Annotated in this window: 12 protein-coding genes; 4 read left to right on the top strand and 8 right to left on the bottom strand. The window is 68.3% G+C overall.

Annotated features, from left to right (window positions below; all coding sequences use genetic code 11):
- Positions 1-95 precede the first annotated feature (95 nt).
- On the bottom strand, positions 96-1,574 hold the full coding sequence (locus tag AABA78_RS25080) for a hypothetical protein (protein ID WP_338266483.1): 1,479 nt from the start codon (positions 1,572-1,574) through the stop codon (positions 96-98).
- 144 nt (positions 1,575-1,718) lie between these two features.
- Positions 1,719-2,492, bottom strand: coding sequence for a class I SAM-dependent methyltransferase (locus tag AABA78_RS25085; protein ID WP_338266484.1), 774 nt, complete (start codon positions 2,490-2,492; stop codon positions 1,719-1,721).
- Between the two features lie 143 nt (positions 2,493-2,635).
- Here AABA78_RS25085 and AABA78_RS25090 point away from each other — a divergent pair, with 143 nt between their 5' ends.
- The gene (locus tag AABA78_RS25090; RefSeq protein ID WP_338266485.1) at positions 2,636-3,505 is read left to right on the top strand and encodes a hypothetical protein; all 870 of its coding nucleotides are present in this window, start codon (positions 2,636-2,638) and stop codon (positions 3,503-3,505) included.
- Between the two features lie 23 nt (positions 3,506-3,528).
- Here the strand turns inward: AABA78_RS25090 and AABA78_RS25095 are convergent, their stop codons facing one another.
- Genes AABA78_RS25095 through AABA78_RS25110 form a run of 4 tightly spaced genes read right to left on the bottom strand, consistent with a single transcriptional unit; the run spans position 3,529 to position 10,165 of the window.
- On the bottom strand, positions 3,529-4,653 hold the full coding sequence (locus tag AABA78_RS25095) for an ABC transporter permease (protein ID WP_338266487.1): 1,125 nt from the start codon (positions 4,651-4,653) through the stop codon (positions 3,529-3,531).
- 2 nt (positions 4,654-4,655) lie between these two features.
- Positions 4,656-7,469, bottom strand: coding sequence for a ribosome-associated ATPase/putative transporter RbbA (gene rbbA, locus AABA78_RS25100; RefSeq protein ID WP_338266488.1), 2,814 nt, complete (start codon positions 7,467-7,469; stop codon positions 4,656-4,658).
- 22 nt (positions 7,470-7,491) lie between these two features.
- Positions 7,492-8,478 carry an HlyD family secretion protein gene (locus AABA78_RS25105; RefSeq protein ID WP_338266490.1) on the bottom strand — a complete coding sequence of 329 codons (987 nt, stop codon included), beginning with the start codon at positions 8,476-8,478 and terminating at the stop codon, positions 7,492-7,494.
- Positions 8,479-8,512: 34 nt separating this feature from the next.
- The gene (locus AABA78_RS25110) at positions 8,513-10,165 is read right to left on the bottom strand and encodes an efflux transporter outer membrane subunit (RefSeq protein WP_338266492.1); all 1,653 of its coding nucleotides are present in this window, start codon (positions 10,163-10,165) and stop codon (positions 8,513-8,515) included.
- A gap of 210 nt (positions 10,166-10,375) precedes the next feature.
- Here AABA78_RS25110 and ppk2 point away from each other — a divergent pair, with 210 nt between their 5' ends.
- Positions 10,376-11,176: a polyphosphate kinase 2 gene (ppk2, locus tag AABA78_RS25115; RefSeq protein ID WP_338266494.1), complete on the top strand. Its 801-nt coding sequence runs from the start codon at positions 10,376-10,378 to the stop codon at positions 11,174-11,176.
- Positions 11,177-11,203: 27 nt separating this feature from the next.
- On the opposite strand, the gene AABA78_RS25120 is transcribed toward ppk2, so the two are convergent.
- Positions 11,204-12,718 carry a Cof-type HAD-IIB family hydrolase gene (locus tag AABA78_RS25120; RefSeq protein WP_338266497.1) on the bottom strand — a complete coding sequence of 505 codons (1,515 nt, stop codon included), beginning with the start codon at positions 12,716-12,718 and terminating at the stop codon, positions 11,204-11,206.
- A gap of 212 nt (positions 12,719-12,930) precedes the next feature.
- On the opposite strand from AABA78_RS25120, the gene AABA78_RS25125 reads away from it, so the two are divergent.
- Positions 12,931-13,995 carry a class I fructose-bisphosphate aldolase gene (locus tag AABA78_RS25125; protein WP_338266498.1) on the top strand — a complete coding sequence of 355 codons (1,065 nt, stop codon included), beginning with the start codon at positions 12,931-12,933 and terminating at the stop codon, positions 13,993-13,995.
- Between the two features lie 13 nt (positions 13,996-14,008).
- Positions 14,009-16,477 carry a phosphoketolase family protein gene (locus AABA78_RS25130; RefSeq protein WP_338266500.1) on the top strand — a complete coding sequence of 823 codons (2,469 nt, stop codon included), beginning with the start codon at positions 14,009-14,011 and terminating at the stop codon, positions 16,475-16,477.
- 52 nt (positions 16,478-16,529) lie between these two features.
- Here the strand turns inward: AABA78_RS25130 and AABA78_RS25135 are convergent, their stop codons facing one another.
- The gene (locus AABA78_RS25135; RefSeq protein ID WP_338266502.1) at positions 16,530-18,599 is read right to left on the bottom strand and encodes a PQQ-dependent sugar dehydrogenase; all 2,070 of its coding nucleotides are present in this window, start codon (positions 18,597-18,599) and stop codon (positions 16,530-16,532) included.
- Positions 18,600-18,663: the final 64 nt, after the last annotated feature.

Consider the following 18,663-nt stretch of genomic DNA (forward strand, 5'->3'; position numbering starts at 1 on the left):
CCGGCGCGTCGCAGGAGTCGACGCGCCGGGTTCGCGGCCCCGCTCCTCGCTCCCCGGCCGTGCGCCGGCTGGGAGTGCCCCGGTGCCGGCCCTGTCTATTCGCGCGCTTCGGTCAGCCCTGGCGGGCAGCTGAAGGTGGCCGGCACGGACCACAGCTGGCCCTGCTGGGTGGCATCCAGGGCGGTGAAGAAGATGCGGTGGCCCACGCGGGTGAACGAGTCCGGCAGGAAGATGTCCGCCAGCCGGCCCTGCGTCGCCACGGAGCCCCGGGTGAAGAAGGGGACGACGGGCCGGTTCTCGTCCGGCGCGCCGCCGAACAGGACCTGGCCCGTTCCCGTGGCGAACACGGGGTAGCGGTAGCCGTACTCCACATAGGGGTTGTTGAAGAGCAGGCGGGTCCCCGCGGCGGTGCCGTTCGTCGCCCACAGCGAAACGTTCTCGGGCACGGGGGCGTCGCTTTGGATGACCTGGGTGAAGTAGAGGTCGTTGCCGGACACCACCGCCGTGCGCACGGCGGGGTACGCGTACTCGCCGGCGCCGTAGGGGTTGGGCAGGGTGGTGATGTGCGTCTTGCCGCCGCCGCTCAACGAGAGCCGGTCGATGCGCAGCCGCTTCGTCACCGGGCTGTCCACGGACGTCAGATAGACCTCCGCGCCCAGCGCCCCGAGCAGGTCCACGGGCTTGCCGAAGGAGTCCAGCCGGACCGTGCCCGTGGCGGTGCCATCCGTCTTCCACACCTCGTGGTCGGGGCCGTCATCCAGGATGAACAGCGGAACCTCTCCCGGGCTGCTCACATCCCTGACGTAGGTGAGCCCCGCGTCCAACTGCTTGACGACGGTGGTGCCGGCCAGCGTGCTGTCGGTGCGCCACAGCGTGGTGCCTGTCTCCTCGGCGAAGAAGAAGAGCAGCGCGTTGCCGACCTTCAGCTTGTAGTAGCTCAGGTTCCGGACGGTGCTGAAGCTGCGCACCCGCAGCGTGCCGGCCGCCGTGCCGTCGGACCGCCACAGCTCCGGTCGCGCCTCGCTCGAAGACACCGCCACCCAGCGGAAGAACACCAGGCGGCCGTTGACCTCGTAGCCATTCTCCAGGATGGAGTCGGCCGCGCCGGGGGTGAGGTCCTTGATCAGGTGGGTCCCGCTCTCCGTCCCGTCGCTGATCCAGGGCTCCATGCCGGTGTCCGGGGTGCGCACCTGGAAGAAGAGCTTGTTGCCCACCGCGACCAGGTTCGTCGGTTGGTAGACGCCGGGCGGCCCCGGGAACATCTTCACCGGGACGGTCCCGGCCTCCGTCCCGTTGCTGCGCCACAGGACCGAGCCGGTGTCGAAGGAGGAGGTGACGAAGTAGAGCGTCCCCTGGACCTGGGTGAGCTCCCCCATGAAGCCCGCGAAGTCCGGCGGCGTGAGGTCCGCCACCCGGGACGCCACCCCCGGAGGGCAGGCCTGGGCGCTCACCTCACGGGAGCCCTCCTCCACCGTGACCGCCGGCACCCCTGGCGGTTCATCGCCCTGCACGCCCCCACATCCCACCCCTGCCAGCCCGAACCACAGCAGGGTGCTCCAATTCCTTGCATTCATGTCTTCCCCTTCCGGCCACAGAGGTCGGAGGGTGGGATGCGAGGCTTTGCCTTCCAAGGGGTACCCCAAGGAGGTAGGACTGTTTGAAGTATTTGACTGTTTTTATCGAGTGCGGCTGGAAAGCCCGTGCCCGCGCTGCCTGACTCAGAACCGGCGCCGAGGCAGCCCGAGGAGGTAGGTGATGGTCATTCCCTGCGCGCGATGGACGCCGCTGTGCCAGCGGTAGCCATTGGCATCGAGCCCCTCCGTCAGCTCCTCCAGGTCCTCCGGCGCGTAGGTCCGCAGCGACGACACGACGCCATCCCAGAGGATGAGCAGGGGGATGATGGGCACCAGGTAGGTGAGCAGCAGCCGCCACCAGCGCACCGGGCGGATGAGCGGGGTGAAGCCCCACACCAGGGGGATGATGAGCAGCAGCTGGATGAGGACGTAGGGCAGGGAGCGCTGCGTGAGCTCGAAGGCGGCGATGGGCACTCCGCGCGAGGCGGCGTCCGCGAGCACGGCGCGCGCCTGCTTCGGGCGGAAGTGATGCAACGCCTCGAAGAGGGTGCGCAGCCCCGTCAGCTCCTCCGGGATGCGGGTGACGTCGACCGGGGTGTCGCGGTACTGCGCGCCCTCGGGCAGCTCCGGCACCGGGGTGGGGTGGAGGTCCGTGAGCACGACCTCGGCCTCGGGATGCGCCTTGCGCAGCACCGGGAGCAGCGTGCGCCAGGGGCCGCCCGTGCCGGAGCACAGGTCGATGATCCGGTTCGTGCCGGTCATGCGCAGCAGCTCCCCCAGCTGCGGGGCCACGGCGTCATAGGGCCGCGTCCGGTCCAGCACGACGTGCAGGTAGTCGACCTCGCCCCGGCGCAACAGCGCGGGCAGCCACGGCTGGTCGAGGAACTCGAAGAGGTGGAGGCGGGGGAGCAGTCGCATCCCGAGGAGGATGGTCGCCTTGTGCCAGCTCGTCCAGGACCCAGACATCCATCACGCCGTCATGCGCGCGGCGGCACTCAGGGGGTGGCGGCTCCCTGACCTTGAAAAGTACGCTGCTCCAGACTTCCCTGAGAGGGGCGCACGTGCCGCTGAGCAATGAAGAGGCGCTGGACCAGCTTGAACATATCGCCGCCAACCCCTTCGCACCCATGGAATGGCCTTGGAGTGCCCGACAGGCGGATGCGGTGGCGATGGCCTATGCGGACTGCTTCCGGAGAATCGGCTACCGGAAGGTCAACTGCGTCGCCGCCGTGCTGCTGAAGGACCATCTCTACATCGCTTTCAATCTCGAGGAGCTTGGGAGCCTGAAGAACGCGAAGCGCGAAGAGGCCCTGTCGTCCTTGGGGGTGGAGTCCTTTCTCCCGCTGGTCGTGAAGAACGCCAGGGAGACCGCCCTGAAATGGAAGGTGAAGGAGTCCCGCGACGCCATCAAGCAGAACCTCCGGAACCTCAAGGAGTCGCGGTTCACGAACATGGTGCTCTCCGCGCAGGAGTACATCCGCGCGATCGAGTCCTATACCGAGCGCGGTCTCGCCAAGATGGGAGGACGCAAGACCGTGGCCCAGTTGGAGGAGATCAAATACGTGACCGCCCTCACGGGGCAGTGTCACGCGGAGATGGAGCTGCTCGAAAAGCTGCATCTGGATTTCGCCAGCAAGCAGCTGAACTACAAGCCGACGCTCTACTTCGGCAACACCAAGCTGGCCTGTGTGAAGTGCGCCTGGTACTTCTTCCAGTACTTCGAATGGGAGGGCGCGCTCTTCCGGCCGGTGTATCGCGGCGCCCATGCGCTCGCTCCCGACGGCTGGAGGGTGCCCGCCATCCAGGACCTCAATCAAGCACTGCTGCCTGGGATCATGGAGGTTGGAAGGTTCAACAACCAGGGCCAGCAGGCGCTCGTCCATCAAGACATGATGGACTACGCGTCGGACAGCGACGCCGAGGAGGACTGACGGCGCCCGGCGCTCCCGCGGTCCTACTTGCTCACCGCGATGGACTTGCGGAAGAGCGCCAGGCTGTAGACGAAGAACCCCACGCCCACCGCGCTCACCATCAGGAACTGGCGCCAGACGGCCCAGAGTCCTCCGCCCCGGTAGATGATGACCTGCGAGAAGCTGACGAAGTGCCGGGCGGGCAGGAGGTACGTCACGTACTGCAGCCACTTCGGCTGACTCTCCACGGGCGTGCTCCCGCCCGACAGCAGCATCAGCACGAGCACCACCAGGATGATGAGCAGCGCGAACTGCGCCATCGAGCGGGAGATGGTCCCCAGGAAGATGCCGAGCGCCGTGGCGAAGAACAGGTAGAGCACGACGCCCACGAACCACAGCACCACCGAGCCGGCGAACGGCACCTTCAGCACCATGTGCACGACCAGCAGGAGCGAAGCCGCGGTCGCCACCAGGATGACCAGCCCGTTGGCCCAGACCTTCGCCATCGCGATCTCGAACGAGGTCAGCGGCATCACGAGCAGGTGCTCCAGCGTCCCGTGCTCACGCTCACGGATGACCGCCGCGCCCGTCAGGACGACCGTCAGCAGGGTTATCTGGTTGATGATGGCCACCACGCTCTTGAACCAGGACGAGACCCCGTTGGGGTTGAAGAGCTTGCGGACGATCAGGTTGACGGGCTTCGGTCCCGTCTCCTCCGTGCGCTTGAGGAAGGAGGCGATCCGGTCGTTGATGATGTTCTTGATGTAGCCGGAGCCGATGCCCGCCTGCTGCATGGCGGTCGCGTCGATGTTCACCTGGATATCCGGGTTGCGCCCCGCGCGGAGGTCGTGCTCGAAGCGGGGCGGAATCACGACGACGAACATGAACCGGCCCCGGTCCATGTCCCCCTGGACCGCATCCGGGGAGATGAGCTCCGGCACCTTGAAGCGGGGAGGATAGAAGGCGTTGAGCAGCTCCTTGGACAACGCGGACCCGTCCTCGTCCGCGAAGGCAATCGAGGCGTTGTTCACCTCGCTCGAGGTCCCCGTGGCCTGGACATAGATGGCCAGCGTGAACGCATACACGACGAACACGACCAGCACCGCGTCGCTGAGCAGGCTGCGCAGCTCCTTCAGCCCGAGCCAGAGGATGTTCAGCAGCGAGTTCACCGCTATTTCTCCTGCTTTCTCAAGCCGATGACGCTGATACCCAGGAGGACGGGGACGCATACGGCCAGGAAGGCGACGTCCCTCAGGATGAGGCCCGCCCCTAGCCCCTTGGTGAAGGCGCCCAGGCTGGCGTGCATGTAATAGGTGGCCGGCCAGATGGAACCGACGACACCGGCCCCGCCCTGCAGCGTGGAGACGGGCTGCAACAAGCCGGAGAACTGGATGGTGGGCACGATGGTCAGGATGGCCGTGACGAAGACGGCCGCCACCTGGCTGCCGGTGAACGTGGACGTAACCATCCCGATGCCTGTCGTCGCCGCGACGTAGAACAGCGTGCAGAGCACCAACGTCAGGAAGCTGCCCTTGATGGGGACGCCGAAGACCACCAGCGCCAGGGCGGTCAGGATGAAGAAGTTCGCCATCCCGATGACCACGTAGGGCAGCTGCTTCCCGAGCAGGTACTCCAGCCTCCCCGTGGGCGTGACATAGAAGTTGATGATCGACCCCAGCTCCTTCTCCCGCACGATGCTGACCGTCATGAGGATCGCGGGAATGAGCAGCAGCAGCAGCGCCGGGACGCTCGGCACGATGGAGTAGACGCTCTCGAAGGTGGGATTGTAGAGGTAGCGCTCCTCGATGTTGGCCGTGTCCTTCTGGGCTCTGGCCGAATGGAAACCGCTCGCGGGATCCCGCAGCATCCGGTTGTGGACCGCCTGGGCATATTGCTCGACGGTGTCCCCACGGAAGGTCATGGCGCCGTCCACCTGCGCCAGCACCTCCGGTCCCGAGCCCCGGCGCAAGTCCAGACCGAAGCGAGGCGGAATCTCCAGCACCATCGAGACATCGTCGGACTGGAGCCTGCGGAGCGCCTGGTCCGAGGAATCAGCTGGCGGGGTCAGGGCGAAATAGGGTTTCGCCGAGCTGAACTGCTCGATGTACGCGCGGCTCTCGGGCGACTGGTCCATGTCCAGCGCGGCGAAGCGGATGTTCTCCACGTCGGTCGTGATGCCGAAGCCGAAGACGAGCATCAGCAACGCCGAGCCGATGAAGGCAAACGCGAGCCGGACCTTGTCGCGGAGGATCTGGATGGCCTCGTTGTGACTGTACGCGAGCAGCCGGCCGAGTCTCAGCCGGAGGCCCGCCCGGTCCACTCGATGCGCGGGCGCGGGCGCGGGCGGGGGGGCCTCGGGCGCGCGCGCGGGAGTCGCGTCCCTGGCCGCCGCGCCCTTGTCCTCGGCGCGAGCCTTTTCGGCGATGGCGTCTTCCATGTAGCCGATGAAGGCGGTCTCCAGGCTGTCCGCGTTCCGGGCCTCGATGAGCTTCTGGGGCGAGTCCGCCGCCAGCACCTTCCCCGCGTTCATGAGGGAGATGCGGTCGCAGCGCATCCCCTCGTTCATGAAGTGCGTCGTCACGAAGATGGTGACGCCCTGCTTGCGCGACAGGTCGATGAGCAGCTCCCAGAAGCTGTCCCGGGCGACGGGATCGACCCCCGACGTGGGCTCGTCCAGGATGAGGATCTGCGGCCCGTGCAGCACGGCGACGGCCAGCGAGAGCCGCTGGCGCAGGCCCATGGGCAGGTCTCCGGCCAGCGCCTCCAGGTGCGTGCCCAGGCCGAACCGCTCCACCAGTTCGTCGATGCGCGCCTTCGCCTTGTCTGGCGGCAGGTGGTAGAGCCGGGCGTGCAGCACCAGGTTCTGCTGGACGCTCAGCTCGCCGTAGAGCGAGAACGCCTGCGTCATGTAGCCCAGGTTCTTGCGCACCTCCATGCTGCCGGCATCCACGGAGCTGCCGAAGAGCTTCGCCGTCCCTTCCGTGGGAGGCAGCAGGCCGGTCAGCATCTTCATCGTCGTGGACTTGCCGCAGCCGTTGGAGCCCAGGAAGCCGAAGATCTCCCCGCGCTCAATCGACAGGGTGACGTGGTCGACGGCGGTGAAGGTCCCGAAGCGGCGGGTGAGCCCATGGGCCTCGATGGCCAGCTCCGCGTTGCCCGGCGCGCGGGGCGGGATGACGATCTCCTTGTGGCCCCGGCGCTTCTCCTCGGGGAGCAGCGCGATGAAGCATTGCTCCAGGTTCTGGGTCCCGGAGCGCTCCATCAGCTCCGCGGGCGTCCCCGTCGCCAGCACGCGCCCCGCGTCCATGGCGACGATCCAATCCCACTGCTGCGCCTCGTCCATGTACGCAGTGGAGATGATGACGCTCATGCCGGGGCGCCCGGCGCGGATGTCGTCGATGAGGCTCCAGAACTGCCGCCGGGAGAGCGGGTCGACGCCGGTGGTGGGCTCGTCGAGGATGAGCAGGTCGGGGTCGTGCACCAGCGCGCCGCACAGGCCCACCTTCTGCTTCATGCCGCCGGAGAGCTTGCCGGCGGGGCGCTCCGCGAACTTGCCCAGGCCCGTGGCCGCGAGCAGCTCCGGGACGCGCGCCTTGCGCTCCTCGGGGGACAACCCGAAGAGCCGGGCCATGAAGTCGACGTTGTCGTAGACGCTGAGCTCCAGGTAGAGGTTCTTCCCCAGCCCCTGGGGCATGTACGCGATGCGCGGCCCCACGGAGCGCCGGTGCCGGGCGTCCGCGATGTCCCCGTCCAGGACCGTCACCCGGCCCTGCTGCATCTTCTTGGAGCCGGCGACCAGGGCCATCAGCGTCGACTTGCCGACGCCGTCAGGGCCCACGATGCCCACCATGATGCCGCTGGGCACGTCGAGCGAGATGCCGTCGAGCGCGACGACCTTGCCGTAGCGGTGGGTCACGTCCTGGATGGACACCACAGGCCTGCTGGAGGCGCCCGCCGGCGATGCTGGAGTCACGGATGCGTTCATGGCGGAGCCCCCCGGTGGCCGGCTAACGGGACGCGGATTCACCCGTGATGACGTTCTGCAACCGGGCGGGCCACTCCGCGGAGGGGTCCACCTTGACGTAGCCGACGCCGCGAATGCCTGTCTTGATTCGCTCGACGTAGCGGCTGGCCAGCTCCCGGGGGACCTGGAGCTTCACGCGGAACACCAGCTTCTCCCGCTCGCTCTTGGTCTCGACCTGCTTGGGCGTGAACTGCGCCTCCGGGGACACGAAGGACACATACCCGGGGATGGAGCGGTTGGGCTCGAAGTCGACGGTGAGGCGCGCCTCGGAGCCAAGCCTCACCCGGGCGGCCTCGCTGGCCGGGAGGAAGATCTCCATGTAGACGTCCTCCAGGTTCACGAGCGTGAGCGCCGGTCCACCGGGCGCGAGCACCTCGCCGGGCTCGGCGAGGCGGTAGAGGACCCGTCCCGTCACCGGAGACCTGAGCGTCGCATCCGCGATGCGCGTCTGGATGGTCTGGGCATTCGCTCGCGCGACTTCAATCTCCTGCTTGGAGGTCTTCAGCGTGGCCTCCGCCTCCGCCAGGGTGGCCCGGGTGGTCTCCAGTTGGCTCGTGCGAACGTCCACGTCCCGCTGCGAGCCGGCTCCCTGTTTCACCAACCTGCGGGCGCGCTCGGCCTCGATGGTGGCGAGTTCAATCTCACTCTTCTGCCGGACGATCCCCGCCTGGGCCACCGCCATCTTCTCCTGCATGGCCGCGAGGTTCGCGTTCGCTTCCGCCAGGCTGGACTCCAGCGTAGTGGTGTCCAGTTGCACCAGCACCTGACCTGGTTTGACGAGGTCGCCTTCGTTGACGAGGATTTGCTTCACCCGCAGGGGTTCCTTGGCGGCGACATCCGCCAGCTTCGATTCCAGGCGGCCGTTGCCCGAGACGATTCCCTCCGGCAGCGCGGATTGCTTCCCCTTCCAGTAGCGGAAGCCAATGAACGCGAGGATCGCGACGGCGACCGCCCCGAGGATCCACTTCATCTTTCCTTTCGGAAGCTTGGGCATGGCGGACTCCCTATTGCTTTCCCGGTTGCGAAAGCGTCTTGGCTTCCTGCGCCCGCGGCTTGGACAACATGTCTCCCCAGTTCGTCCGCTGCTCCATCTCGGCTTGCATCGGTTCCGGCACGACGGGCTGGTCGCGGCGGATCTCCCAGCCTCCGCCCAGCGCCTTGTAGAGGGCGACCAGGTTCGTGGCGATGGAGGAGCTCGTCTGGGCCAGGTTGTTCTGCTGTTCCAGGAGCGAGCGTTGCGCGTCCAGCACGCGCTGGTAGTCCACGGCGCCTTCCCGGTACTGCACCACCGCGAGCTCCACCGACCGCTGCGCGGCCTTCACGGCGGCCTGCTGGAACGCCATGGCCTTCTGGGCGCTGACGAAGCCCGCCAGGGAGTCCTCCACCTCCTGGCCCGCCTTGAGCACCGTGTTGCGGTAGTTGACCAGCAATTGCTGGAACCGCGCGTCCTCCACCCGCACCCCGTTCTTCAGGCGGCCGTAGTTCAGGAAGGGAAAGACGATGCGGGGGCCCACGGAATAGGCCAGGCTGCCCAGGGAGAAGAGGTTGCTGGAGGCCGCGCCGGCGTTGCTCGCCTGAAGTCCAATCGTCCCGAACAGGGAGAAGCTCGGATAGAGCTCCGCCTCGGCGATGCCGATTCGCGCGCACTGCGCGGCGGCGAAGAGCTCCGCGCTGCGGACATCCGGGCGCCGCCGCAGGATCTCCGCCGGCATCCCGACCGCCACCGTCGCGGGCGCCAGGGGGATCCGCTTGGGACCCGCCAGCAAGGCCTCCACGGCGCCCGTGGGCTGGCCCAGGAGCGTGCTCAGGGCGTTGCGCGCCTGCACCAGCCCGCCTTCCAACTGGGGGATGGTGGCCCGGGTGCTCTCCAGCAGGGTCGCGGCCTGCGTCATGTCCAACTCCGAGGTGGCGCCGTTGGTGAAGCGCGACTCGGCGATCCGGAAGCCCTCCTCCTGGATCCTGACGTTCTCCCGCGCCTGTTCGATGAGCACCTCGTACGTGCGCACCAGGACATAGGTCCGCGCGACCTCCGCGGTGAGCGACACGAGGGAGGATTGGTAGTCCGCCACGGACGCCAGCAGGCCGGCGGTTCCCGACTCCACGCCCCGCCGGTACTTGCCCCAGAAGTCCACCTCCCACAGCGCGTCGAAGCCCAGCTGGTATTCCAGGTAGTGGCGGTCGATTTCGCCGAGGTTGGCCAGGTCGATCAGGTTGGACGCGGCGGCGTTCTCACTGCGCCCCACCGCGGCGGCGCTGCCGGTGGCCACCTGCACCTGCGGATACTGCCGGCCGGTGAGGATGGCCAACTGGGCGCGCGCCTCCACGATCCGCAGCCCCGCGATCCGCAGCGGCAGGTTCTGCCGGTAGGCAAGCTCGACGAGTCGGTCGAGCGACGGATCACCAAACGACTTCCACCATTGGGTGTCGACCTCGGCCTGCTTCAATAGCCGGGGGTCGCCCTGGGTACGCCACTCCTTGGCGATCGCGGCTTCGGGTCTCTTGAAGTCGGGTCCCACCGTGCACCCGGCCAGCGTTGATAGGAGGCCGAGCAGCGGCAATGCGCCGACGACGGGACCGAACCCCGGCTTCATCCCCTGCATGGTGTTGTCCGCCCCCCACATCCGAGACACCTCGATGATGGACGAGAGGGTCCGCACCGCGCGGGGCACACGGAAGTACGAGCGGTCCGGATGCCCCGTGGGACAATCCGCGCTGTCCTTTGCGCAATGCAAGACACCGACGCGGGGGCGACGTGGATGTCGTAGGCCCCACAAGGTCAATGTCTTCCAGCGGGTTCCTCCAGCTGGCGGACGCGTCTCCCCACGGTACGCATTGCGCCTGTCGTCGGGGCGCACGACCCTGGGACCATGGCCCAGGACACCCATGCAGAGCCCCTGAAGCGCAAGGACTACGAGAAGGCGCTTCGCAAGCTCCAGGCCCGGCTCTGCCAACTCCAGGACTGGGTCAAGCAGGAGGGAATGCGGGTCATCGTGGTCTTCGAAGGGCGGGACGCCGCGGGGAAGGGAGGGACGATTCGCGCCATCACGGAGCGGGTGAGCCCCCGGGTGTTTCGCGTGGTGGCCCTCCCGGCGCCTTCAAGCCGGGAGCAGTCCCAGATGTACCTGCAGCGGTACGTGCCGCACTTCCCGGCGGCGGGGGAGATCGTGATCTTCGATCGCAGTTGGTACAACCGGGCCGGCGTGGAGCCCGTGATGGGGTTCTGCACTCCCGAAGAACACGAGCGCTTCCTGCTGGGGTGTCCCGTCTTCGAGAAGTACATGGTGGAGAGCGGAATCCTCCTGGTGAAGATCTGGCTCGAGGTCGGCAAGGCGGAGCAGGCGCGGCGGTTCGCGGCGCGGATCGACGACCCCCTCCGGCAGTGGAAGCTGAGCCCCATGGACCTCAAGTCCTGGACGCGCTGGTACGACTACTCCCGGGCGAGGGATCAGATGCTGGCGGCGACGGACACGCCGCACGCGCCCTGGTACATCCTGCGCTCCGACAACAAGAAGAAGGCGCGGCTCAACTGCATCCGCTTCCTGCTGGAGAAGATTCCCCACAAGCAGGTGAAGCGTCCCAAGGTGAAGCTGCCCCGCCGCTCCGAGCGGGGCGCGTATGACGACGACGCCTCGCTCCAGGGGAAGAACTTCATCCCCGAGCGGTACTGAGCCCGCGCCCGGACGAGCGGTGGCCCCTCAAGGGGCTTCCTCCTGCCCGAGCAGGGCGGCGGGGTCCGCCACCACGAGGTCCGCGCCGTGGCGGCGCAGCTCGGCGGGCTGGCCCAGCCGGTCGACGCCAATGACATAGGCGAAGTGGGCACCCCGTGCGGCCGCGACGCCGGCGGGCGTGTCCTCGAAGACGACCGTCTCCTCCGTGTCGACGCCCAGGGCACGGGCCGCCGCGAGGTAGAGCGCGGGGGGCATCGTGGCGTCGAGCCGCGCGTCGAAGAGGTCCAGGAGGCCGGCGGACTGGAGCATCCCGGCGCCGTGCCTGCTCGCGGAGACGACCGCGGTCTTGAGGCCCATGGCGCGCGCCGCCTGGACGTAGCGGACCGTTCCCTCATACGTCTCCACGCGCTCCTGCTGGAGCAGCTCCGTCAGGAGTTCGGACTTGCGGTCGTTCAGCGCGTGGACCGTGCTCTCCGGCAGCGCGATGCCACGGGCGTCGATGAACGCGTGGATCCCCTCCAGCGCCGGCTTGCCGTCGAAGAAGCGGCTGTAGTCTCGCACCAGGTCGAAGGGGATGAAGGGCTGCCCGGAGGAGCGCGCGCGCTGCCGCAGGTAGTAGTCGCACAGCTGCTTCCAGGCTCGTGCGTGGAGGCTGGCGGTCTGGGTGAGGACGCCGTCGAGTCCAAAGAGGCAGGCGCGCGCGCGGGGTGGGAGCCCCAGCTTCGTCCGCGCGAGGGGCGGCTGGCCCAGGAGGAAGGTCTCGACCGCGTGGGCGAAGCCCTCCTCGTCGTTGGTGCGCGTGACGTGGCGCGCGAACCGCTGGACCTCGGGGCTGGCGTTGCCCATGGCGATGCCCATGCCCGCGGTGGTCAGCATGGGCAGGTCGTTGGCCATGTCCCCGATGGCCGCGATCTGCTCGAGCGGCAGCCCGAGGAGGCGCGCGGCCTCGCGCACGACCATCCCCTTGTTCGCTTCAGGGTGCGTGACGTCGACGTAGTAGGGCGTCGAGCGCGCCGCCGAGGCCTCCGTCCCCAGCCGCAGGGCGAGCTCGGCCTCGCACCGCGCGACCCGCTCCTTGTCCTCGCTCACCCCGACGAGCTTGATGGCGGCGTCGAGCACGCCGTGCAGGTCCGCGATGACGACCGGGTCGAACCCGACGTTGCTCTGCTCCCTCGCCACGCGGAAGGCGTTGGGGGCGCGGAGGAACCACTCCGCCCCCTGGTATACCCAGACATCCAGGCCCGCCTGGAGCATGAAGTCCACGGCCTGTCTGGCAATGGTGGGCGGCAGGGTCCGCTGCGCCAGCACCGTCGTCAGGTCGGGTTTGACGTACACGCCGCCGTTGAACGCAGCCAGGGGGGCCGTGAGCTTCAGCGGGGCCACCAGTCCTGCCATTCCGCGCGGCGGCCGCCCGCTCGTGAGGGTGAACAGGATGCCGCGGTCGCGCAGCCGGGCGACGGCGTCGCAGGTTCGCGCGGTGAGGAGCTTGTCCCGCGTCACCATGGTCCCGTCGACATCCGCGATGAGCAACTTGAGGGTCATGGTTGTCTCCAGCGCCCGCCCGCTCGCCGGCGTGACCGCGACACCGGGCGTCGCCAGTGACAGCGGGGTCCAGGGGGAAGATGGCAATCGCGGCGTGGGTCGCACCATCCCGTCCGGCGCTCAAAGGCAGCCCCGTTGCCGAGCGCCACCTCGCGGGTTGTCGGCACGTCAGGACGCCCCCAGCTTCACTCTCAGGAAGACGGGAGGAACACATGCCGACGATGCCAGGGCTCGGTGAAACCGCGCGAGCCATCATCGCTGATGGAATGGGCATCCTGGCTGCGGACGAGACGGTCTCCACGATCACGAAGCGCCTGACCGCGCGCGCGATCGAGTCGACCGCGGACAGCCGCCGCGCCTACCGGGAGCTGCTCTTCACGACGCCCGGCATCGCCGAGTTCATCGGGGGGACCATCCTGCAGGACGAGACGATCCGGCAGGACAGCGCGGCAGGCACTCCGCTGATCGAGCTGCTGGCGGACCGCGGCATCATCCCCGGCATCAAGGTCGATGCCGGTGTCCGCCCCCTGGCCGGCGCGCCGGGAGAGTCCATCACGGAGGGGCTCGACGGGCTCCGCGAGCGGCTTGCGGAGTACCGCGAGCTGGGGGCGCGCTTCGCCAAGTGGCGCGCGGTCTTCGTCATCCGCGCCGGGCTGCCCAGCGCGACGTGCATCCACGCGAACGCGCACGCGCTCGCGCGTTACGCCGCGCTCTGCCAGGAGCAGGGCCTGGTGCCCATCGTGGAGCCCGAGGTCCTGATGGACGGCGCGCATGCGCTCGAGCGGTGTGAGGACGTGACGGGGCGCGTGCTGCAAGCGGTCTTCAACGAGCTCTTCGTCGCGCGGGTGGCCCTGGAGGGGATGTTGCTCAAGCCGAACATGATCACCGCGGGCCAGGGCTTCGCGAGACAGGCTCCGGTGCGGGAGGTGGCGGAGGCGACGTTGCGCGTCCTGACCCACCATGTGCCGCCCGCGGTCCCCGGGGTCGTCTTCCTTTCCGGCGGACAGGACGCGGTCCTGGCCACGAAGCACCTCAACGCCATCAATGCGCTGGAGGGCCCGAAGCCCTGGAAGCTGAGCTTCTCCTTCGGTCGCGCGCTGCAGGACGAGGCGCTCGAAACCTGGAGGGGCCGGAGCGAGCAGGTGCCCGCCGCCCAGCGGGCGTTCCACCACCGCGCCTGGTGCGACAGCGCGGCGGTGCTGGGCGCCTACACCGCGGACATGGAGGGCGAGCCGGGCTTCGCCCCAGCCGAAGAAGCACACCCCACCCACCACTGATGAGAGGCATGTCATGGCACACCCCGAAGGGACGGAAGCGTCTGAGTATGGGCGGCCCTTGTCCGCAAGGGAGCACGGCCAGGGGCCCTCCGCACCAGGCCGCGAGCGGACCCGGGGCGGGGGACCGCTCACCGCCAGGGAAGTGGAGCTGATGAACGCGTACTGGCGCGCGTGCAACTACCTGGCGGTGGGGATGATCTACCTCCAGGACAACCCGCTGCTGCGGCGGCCCCTGGTGCCGAAGGACGTGAAGCACCGGCTGCTGGGCCACTGGGGCGCGAGCCCGGCGCTCTCGTTCACCTGGGTCCACCTGAACCGGCTCATCGTGGAGCAGAACCTGGACGTCATCTTCGTGGCCGGGCCGGGCCACGGCGCCCCGGGCGTGCTCGGGCCGGCGTACCTGGAGGGCACCTATTCGGAGGTCTATCCGGACAAGAGCCAGGACGCGGAGGGGATGCAGAAGTTCTTCAAGCAGTTCTCCTTCCCCGGCCACATCGGCAGCCACGTCACCCCGGAGACGCCGGGCTCCATCCATGAAGGCGGCGAGCTGGGCTACAGCCTCTCCCACGCGTACGGCATGGCCTTCGACAACCCGGACCTCATCGTCGCCTGCGTCGTGGGTGACGGCGAGGCGGAGACGGGGCCGCTCGCGACGGCCTGGCACTCGAACAAGTTCATCAGCCCCGTGCGGGACGGCGCCGTGCTGCCCATCCTGAACCTCAACGGGTACAAGATCGCCAACCCCACCATCCTCGCCCGCATCAGCCCGGAGGAGCTGGAGGCCCTGTTCGTCGGCTACGGCTACAAGCCCTACTTCGTCGAGGGCAGCGACCCGGCCCAGATGCACCAGAAGATGGCGGAGACCCTGGAGCAGGCCGTCGCGGAGATCCGCGCCCTGCAGAAGACGGCGCGGCTGACGGACACGCCGACGCGCCCCCGCTGGCCCATGATCGTCCTGCGCTCACCCAAGGGCTGGACCGGTCCGAAGGAGCTGGACGGGCACAAGCTGGAGGGCTCCTGGCGCTCACACCAGGTCCCCTTCGGCGCCGTGCGCGAAAACCCGGCGCACCTGAAGGCGCTCGAGGACTGGATGCGCAGCTACCGGCCCGAGGAGCTGTTCGACGCGGAGGGGCGGCTGATGCCGGAGCTCCGGTCGCTCGCGCCCAAGGGACACCGGCGGATGAGCGCGAACCCCCACGCCAACGGCGGCCTGCTCCGCAAGGCGCTCAAGCTGCCGGACTTCCGCGACTACGCGGTCAAGGTCGGCACACGCGGCACCACGCTGCATGAGAACACGAAGCCGCTCGGCGAGTTCCTGCGCGACATCATGCGCGACAACCCGGCGAGCTTCCGCGTCTTCGGCCCGGACGAGACCGCCTCCAACCGCCTCCAGGCCATCTACGAGGTGAGCGGGAAGACCTGGATGGCCAACCTGTTGCCGGAGGACGCGGACGGGGGCTACCTCGCGCGGGACGGCCGCGTGATGGAGATGCTGTCGGAGCACACGCTGCTGGGCTGGCTGGAGGGGTATGTGCTCACGGGGCGGCACGGCTTCTTCCACACGTATGAGGCGTTCGCCCACGTCGTGGACTCCATGTTCAACCAGCACGCCAAGTGGTTGGACATCAGCAAGAACCACGTGAAATGGCGGGCGCCGGTCGCCTCGGAGAACATCCTGCTGTCCTCGACGGTGTGGCGTCAGGACCACAACGGGTTCTCACATCAGGACCCGGGCTTCATCGACCTGGTGACGAACAAGTCCGGCACGGTCACGCGCATCTACCTGCCGCCGGACGCCAACACGCTGCTGGTGGTGGCGGACCAATGCCTGCGCAGCACCGACTGCGTGAACGTCATCGTCGCGGACAAGCAGAAGCACCTTCAGTTCACCAGCATCGACGAGGCCGTCGCCCACTGCGCCAAGGGGCTTGGCATCTGGAAGCGGGCCAGCACGGACGAGGACGCGGAGCCGGACGTCATCATGGCCTGCTGCGGCGACGTGGCGACGCAGGAGGCCCTGGCCGCCGCCTCCATCCTCCGCGCGCGCGCACCGAACCTGAAGCTGCGCTTCATCAACGTCGTCGACCTGTTCAAGCTGCAGTCGTCGGCGGACCACCCGCACGGGTCCACCCAACGTGAGTTCCAGGGCCTGTTCCCGCCGGGCAAGCCCATCATCTTCAGCTTCCACGGCTATGCCTCGCTCATCCACAAGCTGGCGTATCGCTTCATCGACCACGAAGACCTGCACGTGCATGGCTACCGGGAGAAGGGCAACATCAACACGCCCTTCGAGCTGGCGATCCTGAACGAGACCTCCCGCTTCCACTTGGTCATCGACGTCATCGACCGCGTGCCGGGGCTGACGGTGAAGGCGGGGCACCTGAAGGAGGAGATGAAGAACGCCATCCTCGACAACCTGGCCTACGCGCACGAGCACGGCCGGGACCGGCCTGAGATCGCCGACTGGACCTGGCCGGATTGATGAACAGTGGCTCACGCATGGCGCGGCGGTGCGCCATGCGTGAGCCCGTGCGCTACTGCCCCAGGACGACGCGGAAGATCCGCTCGTTGCTGTTGTTGGGGATGCTGTCCTTGTCACCCTGGTTGGTGGTGGTCAGCCACAGGTTGCCGTCCAGGGTCGGCTCGACGGTGCGCAGCCGGCCGTAGGTGCCCACGAAGAACTGCTGCACGTTGGTCAGGCTGGAGCCGCTGATGACCTCGCGGTAGAGGCGCGTGCCGCGGGCGCAGGCCACGTAGAGGACGTCGCGCACCACCGCGATGCCGGAGCAGGAGCCCTCCGCCGTGGAGTAGGTCTGCTTCGGCGCGATGTAGCCGGCCGTCGCGCAGCCCGACCCGCCCTGCGACACCGTGCCCTCGCAGTTCGGCCAGCCGTAGTTGCCGCCCTTCTGGATGAGGTTGGTCTCATCCATCACGGAGTTGCCGAACTCCTGCTCCCAGAGGCGGCCCTGCGAGTCGAACGCCAGCCCCTGCGGGTTGCGGTGGCCGTAGCTCCAGACGTAGTTGCCGAAGGGGTTGTCGGACGGGACCGTGCCGTCGGCGTTGAGCCGCAGCACCTTGCCGGCCAGGTTGTTGACGTCCTGCGCGTACGCGCCGTTCTGCGCATCCCCGGTGGACGCGTAGAGCTTGCCGTCCGGCCCGAAGCGCAGGCGCCCGCCGTTGTGGAACTTGTTGCGGCCGATGCCCTGGAGCAGCACCTGGAGCGACGCGGTGTTCAGGGTGCCGTTCTCATACCGCAGGCGCACGATGCGGTTGTCGGTGGGGGAGGTGTGCATCACGTACAGCCACCGGTCGGTAGAGAAGGTGGGGGAGAGGGCCAGCCCCATCAGCCCGCCCTCGCCGTCGGTGCTCTGCACGTTGGGGACGGTGCCCACGGACGTCTTCTGGCCCGTCGCCGGATCCAGGCGAACGATGTCCTGCGCGTCCCGGCGGCCGTAGAGCACCGAGCCGTCCGGCAGGTTCACCAGGCCCCACGGGATGTCCGTGTCGGTGGCGACCTGGGTGACGGAGCAGACGGGGTTCGCGCAGGCCTGGCCGGTGGTGACCGTCGCCGCCGGGCTCTGGGCGGACGCGTTGCCCTGGGCGTCACGCGCGAGCACGGCGTAGCTGTAGGCCGTGTTCGGGGACAGGCCGCTGTCGACGAAGGTCGTCCCGGGCGGCGAGCCAGACGACGTGCCAATCTTCACGCCCCCGCGGAACACGTCGTACGCGGTCACGCCCACGTTGTCGGTGGACGCGCTCCACGTCACGGTCACGCTGGTGCCGGAGGCGGTGGCGGTGACGCCGGCCGGAACGGTGGGCGCCTGCGTGTCCACCTGGCACGGCGGCGGGGTGATGGAGAGCGTGGCGCTGCCCTGGGAGACATTGCCCGCCGCGTCCCGCGCATTCACATACAGGCCCCAGGTCGCGCCGGGGACCACGGTCAGCCCGGTGGACACGACCGCGCCGGAGACGGACTTCATGAGCTGACCGTCGTGGTAGACGTCGTAGAAGGCGACGCCCTCGTTGTCCGTGGACGGGGACCAGGAGAGCGTGGCCGTGTTGCACGTCACGTTGGACAGCGCGAGCCCCGTGGGCACGGTGGGGGGCTGGGTGTCGGGCGGCAGCGACCACTGCTGGTTCGTCTGGCCGTTGCAATTCCAGACGACGACCTTCGAGCTGTTGGCGGTGGCCTGGCCGGACACGTCGAGGCACAGCGCGGACGCGGTGTGGACGACCGCGCCGTTGGCGTTGCGGACCCACCGCTGGTTCGCCGTCCCATCGCAGACGACGCTGACGGCCCGGGCTCCGGCGCCGGCGGTCTCCGGCTGGATGCACCGGGCGCCGTCGAACACGCGCAGCTCGCCCTCGGGCGTGAACAGGAACCGTTGGTTCGCCTGCCCGTGGCAGTCATAGATGTGGAGCTCCTGCCCCGGCGTCTGGCTGTTCTGCGCCACGTCGAGGCAGCGGCCGGACTGCACGCCGATGAGCCGGGTGCCCGCGGTCACCGCGGCGTCCTGTGCCTGGAGTTCGGGGGCGTCCTCCGGCTTTCCTTCACAACCCACGACGGCGACCAGGAGTCCGGCCACCAGGTAACGAATGTGCATCGAGAGGCTCCTTTGCATTCCTCTTCTTTCACGGAATTCAAGGTGTCCCTCAAGTGAACTCTCC

The sequence above is a fragment of the Corallococcus caeni genome (assembly GCF_036245865.1).
Taxonomy (GTDB): Bacteria; Myxococcota; Myxococcia; order Myxococcales; family Myxococcaceae; genus Corallococcus; species Corallococcus caeni.

Bases quoted from the DNA above. Each gene is read 5' to 3' on its own strand.
- AABA78_RS25105 (WP_338266490.1), bottom strand. From the start codon at position 8,478: ATGAAGTGGATCCTCGGGGCGGTCGCCGTCGCGATCCTCGCGTTCATT.
- rbbA (WP_338266488.1), bottom strand. From the start codon at position 7,469: ATGAACGCATCCGTGACTCCAGCATCGCCGGCGGGCGCCTCCAGCAGG.
- AABA78_RS25125 (WP_338266498.1), top strand. From the start codon at position 12,931: ATGCCGACGATGCCAGGGCTCGGTGAAACCGCGCGAGCCATCATCGCT.
- AABA78_RS25120 (WP_338266497.1), bottom strand. From the start codon at position 12,718: ATGACCCTCAAGTTGCTCATCGCGGATGTCGACGGGACCATGGTGACG.
- AABA78_RS25085 (WP_338266484.1), bottom strand. From the start codon at position 2,492: ATGCGACTGCTCCCCCGCCTCCACCTCTTCGAGTTCCTCGACCAGCCG.
- ppk2 (WP_338266494.1), top strand. From the start codon at position 10,376: ATGGCCCAGGACACCCATGCAGAGCCCCTGAAGCGCAAGGACTACGAG.
- AABA78_RS25130 (WP_338266500.1), top strand. From the start codon at position 14,009: ATGGCACACCCCGAAGGGACGGAAGCGTCTGAGTATGGGCGGCCCTTG.
- AABA78_RS25135 (WP_338266502.1), bottom strand. From the start codon at position 18,599: ATGCACATTCGTTACCTGGTGGCCGGACTCCTGGTCGCCGTCGTGGGT.
- AABA78_RS25080 (WP_338266483.1), bottom strand. From the start codon at position 1,574: ATGAATGCAAGGAATTGGAGCACCCTGCTGTGGTTCGGGCTGGCAGGG.